The sequence below is a fragment of the Shewanella sp. 10N.286.52.C2 genome, from assembly GCF_002874545.1.
Taxonomy (GTDB): domain Bacteria; phylum Pseudomonadota; class Gammaproteobacteria; order Enterobacterales; family Shewanellaceae; genus Shewanella.
Genome location: NZ_MCTV01000088.1, coordinates 25,198 through 25,578 on the forward strand (window position 1 = coordinate 25,198; position 381 = coordinate 25,578).

General features: G+C 50.7%; 1 pseudogene. It reads left to right on the plus strand.

The annotated features are described in order from the left end of the window. Positions 1–381: pseudogene (locus tag BCU94_RS19695) on the plus strand (signal recognition particle-docking protein FtsY); the annotation flags it as partial.

Consider the following 381-nt stretch of genomic DNA (forward strand, 5'->3'; position numbering starts at 1 on the left):
GCTGAAGAGTTACGTCTTGCTGAAGCGGAAGAAGAGCGTATTGCTGCAGAAGCAGAACATGTTGCAGAGCAACAGCGTTTAATTGAAGAGCGAAGCCTAGCAGAAGCCGAAGAAGCACACCTTGCAGCTAAAGCTGAACGTGAAGCCGAGCAACAACGTTTAGCGGTTGAGCAGCAGAAATTAGCTGAAGAGCAACGCCTTGTCGAAGCAGAAGAGGCGCGTATTACAGCAGAAGCTGAACGTGTAGCAGAGCTGCAACGTTTGGAGGCAGAAAAACAAAGGTTAGCAGAAGAGCGAAGCCTTGCTGAGGCTGAAGAACAAGCTCGTCTAGCTGCAGAAGCCGAAGCAGCGCGTATTGCACTAGAAGCTGAACGTGCAGCA